Source organism: Butyrivibrio sp. AC2005 (genome assembly GCF_000424145.1).
Lineage (GTDB): Bacteria > Bacillota > Clostridia > Lachnospirales > Lachnospiraceae > Butyrivibrio.
Map to the genome: position 1 here is coordinate 232,789 of NZ_KE384137.1, position 11,909 is coordinate 244,697.

The following is an 11,909-nucleotide window of genomic DNA, read 5'->3' on the forward strand; positions in this document are numbered from 1 at the left end:
TCCAAAACTTTCTCCTGCTTATAAATGTATTATTCAAAAACTCTTTCCCCTGTATAGTAAAAGCCATGACATTCATTAAGCTTTACATCAACGAATTCTCCAATAAGATCGGCATCACCGGGGAAATGTACCAATGTATTGTTTGACATTCTGCCTGTTACAAGTGAGGAATCCTGTTCATTTATTTCCTCAACAAGAACACGGTGTGTCTGTCCGGTAAAGCGTGATGCGCGTTCCCTGGCTGTTTCCTGTACAACCTTTAATAGTCTGTCAAAATTGGGCTTGCTGACAGATTCCGGTACCTGTTCCCAGCCTGCGGCAGGTGTGCCGGTTCTCTTTGAATAAATAAAGGTGAAGGCATTGTCAAAAGCTGCCTTTCTTACAACATCTATTGTTTCATCCACATCGCTGTCTGTTTCACCGGGGAATCCAACGATAATATCTGTAGTAATTGAAACATCCGGTATTGCCTGCTTAATTTTGTTTACAAGTAACAGGAAGCTTTCCTTTGTATAATGTCTGTTCATCTTCTTTAATATTTCATCAGAACCGGACTGTAAAGGAAGATGTATATGTCGTGCAACCTTTTCATTTTCCGCAATAACTTTTATAAGATCATCAGATAAATCCTTGGGGTGAGAGGTCATAAAACGAACTCTTTCAATTCCATCTACCTTACAAACCTCTGAAAGCAGTTCAGCAAAGCTTAACTGCTCATTTTCAGGAAGCCCTTTCCCATAAGAATTTACATTCTGACCAAGAAGCATAATCTCCTTTACGCCGTCTGAAGCAAGATATTCGATTTCACGGATAATATCTTTAGGGCTTCTTGAGCGCTCGCGTCCACGAACATAGGGAACAATACAATAAGTACAGAAATTATTGCAGCCAAACATGATATTTATGCCTGACTTGAATTTGTACTTACGTACAATTGGCAGATCCTCAACTATCTGATCTGTGTCCTTCCAGATATCTATTATCATTCTGTCAGATTCAAACATTGTATTAAGAAGCTCTGCGAATTTGAATATATTATGAGTTCCAAATATGAGATCTACATGTCTGTAACTCTTCTGTATCTTTTCTATAACGCTTTGCTCCTGCATCATGCAGCCGCAAAGGGCAATTCTCATCCATGGCTTTTTCTTCTTAATACCACCGACATATCCAAGCCTTCCGAACACACGCTGATCTGCATTATCTCTGACAGTACAGGTATTATAAATAACAAAATCAGCATCTTCGGTCTCAACTTCTTCAAATCCTACTTTGGTAAGAACGCCAAGAAGCTTCTCAGAATCTCTTGCGTTCATCTGGCATCCAAAGGTAACAACACATGCCGTAGGTTTTCTTCCAAGTTCTTTTTCAAGGTCAGCAACATGTCCTTTGACCTTTTCCATGTACTCAAACTGGCGTTTTGTCTCTTCTCCTGCATTTTCAGAAGCTGTATCATGTAAAACTGTATTATTTTTTAAACTTTCTTTACTCAAATCTCAAATTCTCCATATATACCGCAAATTCCAAGTATTATATCTACGGTTTTTCTCATTTCACTAACAACTGCAAATTCGTATCTGCCATGATAATTATATCCGCCTGTGCACAAATTCGGACAGGGCAATCCCTTATAGGAAAGCATAGCACCATCGGTGCCACCTCTTATCGGTACATCTATGGGAGTTATTCCGAGCTCCTCCATCACCTTCTTTGCATTATCTACAAGATGCATGTGAGGGCGAATTTTCTCTATCATATTGTAATAGGAGTCCTCCATGGTTAATTCAACTGTTCCTTCACCGTATTTTTTATTTAAAAACTCTACAATATTTCTGACCATTTCCTTTTTAACTTTAAATTTCTCCATATCATGGTCACGAACAATATAATAAACTACTGCCTTCTCGCAAGTTCCTTTCATCATTGTAAGATGGAAAAATCCCTCTCTGCCTTCTGTATACATAGGATTTTCAAAGGCGGGAAGCATTGACTGGAACTCATAGGCAATGAGTGTGGCATTTAGCATTCTGTTTTTGGCATCACCCGGATGAACACTTCGTCCATTAATGATAAGTTCAACTTCAGCAGCATTAAAGTTTTCGTATTCAAGAGTTCCCAGGTCTCCACCGTCAACTGTATAAGCAAACTGAGCACCAAATCTTTCAAGATCGAAATGATCCGTTCCTTCCCCAATTTCCTCATCAGGAGTAAAAGCAATCTTTATCTCACCATGCTTAAGCTCGGGATTTTTGAGAAAAGTCTCTGCCATGGTCATAATCTCAGCAATCCCTGCTTTGTCATCTGCACCTAAAAGGGTTGAACCATCAGTAACTATAAGATCTTCTCCTGTTTTTTCTGTAAGCACAGGGAAATCCTTGGGTGAAAGTATATATTTGCCATCTTCTGAAAGCTTAATATCACTGCCATCATAGTTTTCTACGATTCTGGCATTTACATCTTTTCCGCTTACAGCATCTGAGGTGTCCATATGTGATATAAATCCGATTACAGGAGTATTTTTTGGACTGTCATTTGTGGCAGGAATTGTTGCATAAACATAGCAATGCTCCTGATCGTAGAACACATCAGAAGCACCCATTTCCATAAGCTCCTTATACAAGAGCTTTGCAAGATCATGTTGTCCGGGAGTAGAAGGACTTTTATTTGTATGCTCATCTGACTGAGTATCTATTTTTGTATACCTTATGAATCTCTCTATAAGATCCTCGGGTTTATTTTTTATTTCGCAGCTTAATTTCATATTCTCGTGCTCTCCTCTAATTCTCGCTTCCATCTTCCTTTATCTTTCCCTTTGAGGAAAATTTCTCTGATATATTTAAATGTCGCTGTTTCACCTTGTTCGCCAAGCATATTTAAGAAAAATTCAAGCTTGTTAAGCGTATCGGGATGAACCAGATTCTTTAGAATATGTTTTTCTCTCTCATAATATTTCTGAGAGTCCCAGGAATCATATTCATCCCCTCTGTAAGTCATACATGCAGCTACTCGGTCTGCTATCATTTCAGCAACATATTTGTCAGGCATGGGACAGGGAACAACCCCATTATTCTCCATACCGTTTACTTTATAAAAATCTATCCAATATTCAAAATGATGCTTATTCTTTCCTTTGTGATGGAGCCAGGTTTTGGAATATCCAAAAAGCTCACGTTCCCTGGTATTGGGAGATCTCGTACCCTGATAGTATCTTGCACCGTTCCAGAATTCAGCGGGCGAATACTTCGACAAATCGTGTGTGAGTCCCTGATAGTAAAGCCCCATTTTGAAGCAATGTTTCCTTACCAGATGCCTGTGCTTCGTTATTGTTTTAAAATGAAGCCAGGTACTCTTCAGTGTTATTTTATCGTTATTTTCCATATCTGTTTCACTTTGTGGTTTTCTTCGTATTCTTTTTTACAGGTTTTCCGACTCCGATAAGAATTTTTACAGAGCGCTCACTGCAATCAATCTTCGTTTGATCCTTAATCGCACTCATTTTGAAGTTATCTGATGGTTCATCAGTATCGTTAAGAACCTGCCACTTCATCCCGTCAGGAAGCTTGGGAAGTGCAAATGTTACGGGATTCCAATGCATATTATACGCAATATAGAAAAAGTCCTGTTCCTTTTCTTCCTTTTCATATAATCCGCAGTATAACATTCCTATACTGTGACTATAATTTGATAAATCCGGGCGCCATGCTTCAATTCCGTGATAAGAAAGGTCTGGATATCCGCACGCTTTATAATCCATAAGCTTAAAAGCCTTGGACTCATGAAGAATCTTATACTTAAATCTAAGAGTTACCAAAAACTTTAGATAAGAAATTATTTCCTGATTGGAAGCCTTCTCAGCCTGACTCCAGTCAATCCATCCGGTAGCATTATCCTGACAATATGGATTATTATTGCCATCCTGTGAGTTACCAAACTCATCGCCACCGAATATCATCGGTGTTCCCTGCGAGAACATTAACATTGTAAGTGCGTTTCTAATCTGCTTTGCTCTGAGATTAAGAATGACAGTTCTTCTGGTACGCCCCTCCATGCCACAGTTCCAACTCAGATTATTATCTGTACCATCGCTGTTATTCTCACCGTTGGTCTCATTTCTCTTATGCTCATATGAAACAAGATCTGCCAGTCTGAAGCCTTCATAATCGCACAAATAATTTATAGTACCGGCATTTTCCGAATTTTCAAGCATAACTCTGATAAAATCACCAAGTGAATTATCATCCCCCTTAAGGAAACGTCTTGAAGCATACATGAAATCAGGCTTAAATTCCGCAAGTGTACGTACTTCAGGCTTTTTACCGCAATACAATCTTCCGTAATCAAAACCGTAATACCATATTTTCATATCTGAAAGTGCAGGATCGGCCGCAACCATACCAGGTGCAAGATAGCTTCCTTTTAAATGAACACCGTCTATATGATAGTTAAACACCCAGTGTCTTATTGCTGCACACACCAGATTTTCCTTGGCATCATCCTCAAAGAAAAACTGCATAATAACCTCGAGTCCGTTTTTATGCATTTCTTTGACCATATCCTTGAATTCAAGGTCAGCATTCTGCGTATCCATAGCATACGCAGTCCTCGGAGCAAAATAATATCCTTCCTTAAAGCCCCAGAAGTTTATCTTTTGGCGAACAGAATTGCCGTTTTTTATAGATCCGTTCTCACTGTATAAAACTTTCCCACTGGTTCCGCCGGAATGCAAAAAAGAACCTTCAGGCATATTACCACTGTTTGAGGTATTTCCTGACTTGGGTATTTCAAGAACATTCATTTCATATGAAGGCATCAGCTCAACAGCTGTAACACCAAGACTTTTTATATATGGAATTTTTTCTATTATTCCCTTGTAAGTGCCACGTTTTTTCAGGTCTATACCGCTGGAAGGGCTCTTTGTATATCCTCTGACATGAAGTGTATACACAAAGGAATTCTCATATTTTGTTCTGGGAAATCTGTCAGCCCCCCAGTCATAGGCAGAAGCATCAAGCCTGCATCGACAATCCTGAGGTTTTACATTCTTACCCCATTTTTCGAAGCCCTCAATGTATGTTGCATAAGGGTCAGCAAACAAATTTCCGTTTTCATATAGCATATAGCCGGTAAATTCATCAGTTTCACCGGTTATAGTTGCGCAAAAAAGTTTTCCATAGCGAAAGCTTTCAGAAAAAGTGACAAGGACACCGTCCTTATCGTTTTTCTTAAAAAGAACAATACCGCAGTTCTTTTTACCCGTGTATGATGCACAGACACGTATTCCTTCTGATGTTCTTGTAACTCCCATAGGATAAGGCTGGGAGGATGCCAATTTAAGAATGTTTTTCATCGGTTTTCCTTTTTTACAATATACGACATAGTATTATACCACAATTCGATATATTTTTAGACAAAAACAAGAGGTAGCAGGGAAAAAATATCCATACTACCTCGTATAGTAAAAACAATCTCTTAATGATCTTCTCAGTCTTCAGGATCAGCATCAATGAGTTCATCAAATTCCACGTCATCAAGATACTCATCAAAAGCATCTGCAACAGCTTCATATTCATCATCATCTTCGATGTAACCAAGTGTAGGTTCATCATCCTTTGATTTCTGGATAAACTCGTAAAACCATACATTTCCATCATTATTCTGACCATGCTCATCAAGCGGAAGAAGAACAATATAATCCTTATTCTGAACTGTCAGTACTATCAGAACTGCACAGGTTACATTTTTGCCGTCATCGAGCTCAATATCCACTGTAATCTGCTCATCGTTCTGAATTTTAGTATTCATCTCTGTAGCGATCTCTGAAAAGATCATGTGCACCTCCGTTTAGACTGTAAAGTCAATCTTTTGACCATACCCCTTAACAGGCGTTGCTTCAATCTGACTCCAGTCAACATTCTTTATTTTTTCCAATAGTTCTTCTACCGAATCAGCGTAAACAGTAGTAGTTTTCTCATATGGAGGTTCTTTCTTTCCATAAGGATTTATGCCCGGTCCTTCACGGAGCTTCTCCATAGCTTCTTCCCGTTCTTTGCGCTTCTCTGCTTTAGCTTCCTCGGCTTTTGCAGCCTCCTTGTCATCGGCAACCTGCTTCTGATATTTCTCATTCTGCTCACGAATCTTTGCAAAGAACTGAACAGTACCTTCAGCATCAATCTTAATTCCTATGGAATCAACCTTTTGCCCGGATTCTTCAAGTTGTTCCTTCATCTCATCCAGCTTACCTGTTGATTCATCGATGATGCCCATATATTTGCTCTTTGTTTCTTCGTCGGCAGCCATTTTTTCCAACGTTTCCGGATCTATCAGTACGCTGTATTCCTTGGTACCTCTTGACAAAATATCCTCAGCTTCTTCATCTGATGAATAGTTTGACACAAAAAAGTCCATATTTCCATACTTTTCTTTAAGTTCATCCAAAAGTTTTTTTGCACCATCGGACAACTCAACGCCTTCCTGGATATGGCTCTCGGAAACAGACTTATTCTTCTGCATAGAAATAGGAGCCTCAGACTTTTTAGTATGTTCAGTTTTATCAGCTTCGCGTTTTTTTGGTTGATAAGCATTCAACTGGTTCACTATATTCGAACCAAGTCCGTTCACCATGTTCATATGAAACCCTCCTTTGTTTTTAGAACCCGCAACATCCGTGTCGCTTAAATGGATATACTACTCCAATATTTTTATCGGATAATATATCTTAATACTTAATAGTTTCATATAAAAAATTTTAAAAATAATTATTTCATTCTAAAGTAATTGTCTATCTTTAAGTGTAATGAATTCTTATCTACAGTTTTCAGGATATAATCAGCCGGTTTAAGAGCAAGCACTCTTACTATACTTGCCTTATCGCCCTTTGCAGTAAGAAACATTACCGGAATATCCTTTATACTCATATCACTTTTAAACATTTCAAGAACCTTGGGCCCCGGTGTAACAGGCATTTCATAATCAAGAAGTATCAGATCTGCTTTATTTTTAGCAAGCCAGGTAATAGCCTGAATTCCCGAGTTAGCCATGGAAACCTTATAATCATCCTTAAGCCAGTCTCTGATTGTTCGCATATAAGTCACATCATCATCAACTATAAGAATGCTCTTTTTATTGGTTTCCAGCAGTTCATCCATGAAAAATTTGTCCATGGTTTCTATGAAAGTATCCATTTGAAGCGGTCTCTCAAAGAAACTGTGTACATGTGATTCAGGCAGATAAGTAAGAGCTTCCTCATACTCCAAAGGATTGCTTATAAAAATAACCTGCCTGTGTGTTTCAAGACACAAGTCCTTCAGATAAATCAGGGACTTCGGAATTATTTCGTCCAGATAATAGATAAAAACAGTAGCGGATTCCTGATTTTTTTGAAGATCTTCTACCTTATCGGAAGAAAAAGATGCTTCTATCCCTACATCCTTCAGCTTCATGATAAGTCCCTTTACCATAAAGGTTTCATTTGAACTTATGATAGTTACTTTCTTTGCCATAGTCTTCTCCGTATCCTATCTTTCTTCAATAACCTTCTTCATGTCTTCCCAATTAAGTCCCGTTAACAGTCGTTCCATTTCTTTAAATATCCTGTCATCCTTATCAGGAAGTTTGTAATCCTTCATCGATTTAATAACCATATCAGCCAGATCAAAGTCCATTGCTTCAATAAATTCAGAAAGCGCTGCATAGGCATCACTTAGTGCTGCTTCCGAAACAGGCGTTTTTTCATCATCAGTGTCCTTTGACATAAATGAAAGTTTTTCCTTAAAGGACCTGTAATCAGCCAAAAGAGCATCTGTTTCGTTTTTTATTTTTTCTATGTTATTATTGTTTCCCGCATCCTCCAGATCCTTTGCATCTGACCAAAGTTTTGTTGCACCAATAAGATTTGCAGAGCTTTTAAGGGCATGTACCTTGATAGTATAGTTTTTATAGTCTTCGTTTTTATAATACCCTTCTATTTCATCAGCCTTTACATCTATTGAATTATAAAAGATATCCAATGCGGTAATATATCCTTCATCCGACCCGCACAGAGATATACCTTTTTGATAATCGATCTCTTTCACCTTGGAGATAGCCGCTATTACGTCATTGTAGGGTGCTTTTTCTTCCTGTACCGGTCTAGGCGACTGAGTATCTGTCTGAATTATGTCAGGCCTTCTGTCCTCATTTGGCAGTTTTAATTCAGCTCTTGCACTATCCGGAAGATACATTATCAGAACCGCCATAAGTTGTTTAAAGTCAACTGGCTTATCAAGATAATTTGTAAATCCCGCTTCCAGACAAAGCTTTCCTTCATCCGGATCATCAGGTGATACAAGTGCGATAACAGGAGTAATTTCATTACCGTTTCGAATGCTTCCTCTCATCTCGGAAAGTGTCTGTATACCTGTCATGGACGGCATGAGATAATCCATAAGAATGAGTGCGTATTCATTTGATTTTACTGCCTTTAGGCAATCTTTTCCGCTATCCGCCTCATCAGAATCAACGCCCAGGTATTCCAGCAGCTTTTTTATAAAAAATCTATCAAGTTCGGAATCATCAACTATCAAAACTTTTTCGTTCACTTTAGCCTCCGGATATATGTCATCTGGTATTAGCTCTATGCATCAAAAGCCCAATTGCATCATACAACTCTTTATCATTAGAGTAGTTTTCTCTTATATCGGTAATATTTGACAGGCTGCTATTCGTCCCATACTGATCGGAAGTATTTTTTATAACCCTGACAGGCTTTTTCTTTTCTTTATCCGACTTCTCTCCTGTGTTTACCTTTTCCTTAGGAAGATACTTTATAAGCATTTTTTCCAGTGAGTCTCCGATTATTGGTTTTGAAAGATAATCCTCGAAACCTGATTTCTGATAAACATCCCTTGCCCCCGCAAAAGCATTAGCTGTAAGCGCAATACTAGGGGTATCCTTATTAGGGTTGGATTCTTCACTCCTAAGTCTCCAAAGCAGCTCCATTCCATCCATTTCAGGCATCCTGTGGTCTATAAGCATTATGTCGTATTTGACATCCTTCGTCATCTCAAGAGCTTCCTTACCACTGCTTGCAGTATCAATATTTACATGCGTATCCTTCAACAGATTTCTTGCAACAACAAGATTTATGTCATTATCATCAACAATAAGTATTTTGGCATCCGGTGCGGTAAACAGTTCCTTATATTTACTGTCATCCTGTATTATGCGGTCATAGGTCAGCTTGAAATCACCGATGGGCTCCCAGCTTCGCGTCTTTTGATTTACAACAAAAGAGAACGTTGAACCTTTTCCGTATTCACTCTTAACATGAAGCTCGGAATTCATCAGCTGCAAAAACTTCTGTACAATACTCATGCCGAGTCCTGAGCCTTCAACGTTTCTGTTTCTGGATCCTTCAAGTCTCTCAAAAGGAGCAAACAATTTTTGCATGTCCTCTTCGCGTATTCCGATTCCGGTGTCTGAAACTGATATTTTCAGGCCGATAATCCCCTGTACATCCAAATGACCACCTGATATATAGTCAACTGAAAATCTTACTTCGCCATGCTCTGTATACTTGATTGCATTAGTAAGTATATTAAGAATTACCTGCTTTAGTCTGACATTATCACCGTATAAAAGATGAGGAGTCTGACTGTTTACTATGACATTCAGCTTAAGGCCTTTATTCTTGGCTCTCTCATCCACCATATTGACAAGCTCTGTAATCATGTCTGCCAAATCGTAATCCACATTATAGAGCTCCATCTTTCCTGCTTCTATTTTTGAAAAATCCAAGACATCATTTACAAGTGCTAAAAGAGTATTACCTGCAGTCTTGATGCCATGTGAGTATCGTTTTAACTCAGGGTCATCATACTCTCTTAAAATAAGCTCGTTCATTCCCAAAATAGCATTAATAGGTGTCCTTATTTCATGTGACATCTGTGACAAAAACTGTGTTTTTGCACCATTTGCTGCTATGGCATTTGCCTCTGCCTCAGCAGCCTTGCTGCTTAATTCCTCTAAGCTTGCAGCATTAAGAGCCTCCCTGATCCGCAAATGCACAACAATAACAGTACTTATGGCAGACACAAAAAGACATGATATTACAGAAAAAACGTCTCTTGATGAATAAAAATCCTCTTTCCAAAAAAAGCATAATACGCAAAAAACAATTGACAGTATGAGGTCAAACACCACATATACCTTCAGCCTGTCTATATAAATTATCGAAAACATTATAAGAAAAAAAGGGAAAAGACCTGCAGGCTGATTTTTATAAGGTAAAATATCAATACTGATCAGTCCAAGATACAAGAGACCATAAAAAATAATGGACTCCGTTCTGCATATTTTCATTGTGACAACTCTGTCCTTTAAAAACTGATTAGTCACAAAAAACAATACAATCAAAGTAAAAAGCGCATAATAAATTTTGTGTACACGGAAGCCCTGGAGAAGTACCTTTGCAAAAATAAGCATTATTAAGTAGATGCCTACAATTGTAATAGACATCTTTCTCTGAACAGACATATTTGTACGAATAATGCTCTGTTCGCTGATTTCGAAATATTTGTCCTCTTCTTTTTTAAATTTTTCAAGAGTTTCTCTAAGCATCGGCAGACATCTCCGTAATATGCTTAATAATCAACATACTCCCACTTATAAAGTACTTTTTTTCATCATATCATTAGCGTTATTCAATAACAATAATCTCAGTTATTAAAAAAATATAACAAAAAAATGCCCTTGGAATTTATAATTTTCCAAGGGCATAAAACCTTTATTTTATTCTGTCATCAGTCCTTTTTAGATTCATCCTTTTTCTCAGATTCGTCTTTTGGTCCATTTTGATTATTGCTTTCACGTTCCTGGTGCAAAGCTGTGGAAATGGGACCTCTTGGAGGTGTTACAGGCGGCATACCATTTGGATGAACAGGCGGCATACCTCCGGGAACCCGTCCGGGAGCAACCGGCTGCCTCTTTGCCATTTTTTCCTTATGCTTCTTATCGGCAAATCTGATTATTGAAATTATGATAATTACAATAACCAGAAGAATGAGGAGCACAGGCAGATGAGTAATTATCAGAAGTGACAATTCCTTAAAGAATGTCGCTACCGCACTGCAATTCTCAAAAAATCCATCTCTTGCTCTTTCAAGATATGTAGGATTCTTCACAGGTTCAGGAGTGTACTCTATAACCTCTCTTACCGAAACCTTCAAAGTGCTGAAGGTTATCTGATTGTCATAGGTTCTAAGCTGAGATTCCATTGATTCCAATTGATAACGGACATCGGTCAGCTTATCCTGAATTGTCATAATGTCTTCAATTGTTTCAGCTCTTTCCATGAGAGTAAGAAGCTGATCTTCTTCTGCCCGAAGCGCATTTCTGTGACTCTCTAAATCAGCATAGGTCAAAGTCACATCTGTAACATTCATGTCCTGCGAAGTAATATTACTCTTTTCAGCAACTTCACTTACAAAACCTGAAAGCTTTTCTTCGGGAATTCTAAGTGTAAGATTGGCTTTTCTTTCATCTGAATATGAGCTCTTATCAGTGCTAAAGCTTTCAACGTATCCTCCAAGCTCATCTGTTCTTTTCTGAAGAAAATCAATAGTCTTATCAAACTCTTTAGTTTCAGTACTCATACTCATATTTGTTATGAGTTTTCTTTTTTGCTTGGCTGCTGATTGTCCTTCAGTCACCTCTTCAGCCTGAGTACCGCTTGAATTAGAGCTTCCTTCATAAGCTTCGTAATCTGCTTCATAAATTCCGCCATCTTCGTACGCCGCCTCTTCCGCAGCGTAGCTTTCGGTTGCAGATTCCTTTGATGCAGAATAAGAGTCGTCACCGCACCCGGTAACAAACATAACATATAGAAGCGCTCCGGTAAGAAATTTTAATCCCTTTAAATATTTCCTTTTCAT

General features: G+C 38.3%; 10 protein-coding genes. All 10 read right to left on the bottom strand.

Going from position 1 to position 11,909, the window contains the following annotated elements:
- Window positions 1-29: 29 nt before the first annotated feature.
- The 10 genes from miaB to G602_RS0118075 all read right to left on the bottom strand — a co-directional run bounded on the left by miaB (window position 30) and on the right by G602_RS0118075 (window position 11,909).
- Window positions 30-1,493: a tRNA (N6-isopentenyl adenosine(37)-C2)-methylthiotransferase MiaB gene (miaB, locus tag G602_RS0118030; protein ID WP_026660211.1), complete on the bottom strand. Its 1,464-nt coding sequence runs from the start codon at window positions 1,491-1,493 to the stop codon at window positions 30-32.
- Window positions 1,490-2,761, bottom strand: a complete 1,272-nt coding sequence (gene pepT, locus G602_RS0118035) for a peptidase T (protein ID WP_044932719.1) — start codon at window positions 2,759-2,761, stop codon at window positions 1,490-1,492. Before pepT ends, miaB begins: the two co-directional genes overlap by 4 nt.
- Window positions 2,758-3,360, bottom strand: a complete 603-nt coding sequence (locus G602_RS0118040) for a DUF5662 family protein (RefSeq protein ID WP_026660213.1) — start codon at window positions 3,358-3,360, stop codon at window positions 2,758-2,760. The genes pepT and G602_RS0118040 overlap by 4 nt, the downstream gene beginning before the upstream one ends.
- Window positions 3,361-3,385: 25 nt before the next feature.
- On the bottom strand, window positions 3,386-5,347 hold the full coding sequence (locus G602_RS27390) for an alpha-amylase family glycosyl hydrolase (protein ID WP_044932722.1): 1,962 nt from the start codon (window positions 5,345-5,347) through the stop codon (window positions 3,386-3,388).
- A 134-nt stretch (window positions 5,348-5,481) separates the two neighbouring features.
- The gene (locus tag G602_RS0118050) at window positions 5,482-5,829 is read right to left on the bottom strand and encodes a DUF1292 domain-containing protein (RefSeq protein ID WP_049945320.1); all 348 of its coding nucleotides are present in this window, start codon (window positions 5,827-5,829) and stop codon (window positions 5,482-5,484) included.
- A gap of 12 nt (window positions 5,830-5,841) precedes the next feature.
- The gene (locus G602_RS0118055) at window positions 5,842-6,627 is read right to left on the bottom strand and encodes a DUF6033 family protein (protein WP_026660216.1); all 786 of its coding nucleotides are present in this window, start codon (window positions 6,625-6,627) and stop codon (window positions 5,842-5,844) included.
- 128 nt (window positions 6,628-6,755) lie between these two features.
- Window positions 6,756-7,499, bottom strand: a complete 744-nt coding sequence (locus G602_RS27395) for a response regulator (RefSeq protein ID WP_044932724.1) — start codon at window positions 7,497-7,499, stop codon at window positions 6,756-6,758.
- Between the two features lie 15 nt (window positions 7,500-7,514).
- Complete coding sequence (locus tag G602_RS0118065) at window positions 7,515-8,576, bottom strand: response regulator (RefSeq protein WP_026660217.1); 1,062 nt, start codon at window positions 8,574-8,576, stop codon at window positions 7,515-7,517.
- Window positions 8,577-8,595: 19 nt separating this feature from the next.
- Window positions 8,596-10,596, bottom strand: coding sequence for an ATP-binding protein (locus G602_RS29260; RefSeq protein WP_049945321.1), 2,001 nt, complete (start codon window positions 10,594-10,596; stop codon window positions 8,596-8,598).
- 182 nt (window positions 10,597-10,778) lie between these two features.
- Complete coding sequence (locus G602_RS0118075) at window positions 10,779-11,909, bottom strand: DUF4349 domain-containing protein (protein ID WP_026660218.1); 1,131 nt, start codon at window positions 11,907-11,909, stop codon at window positions 10,779-10,781.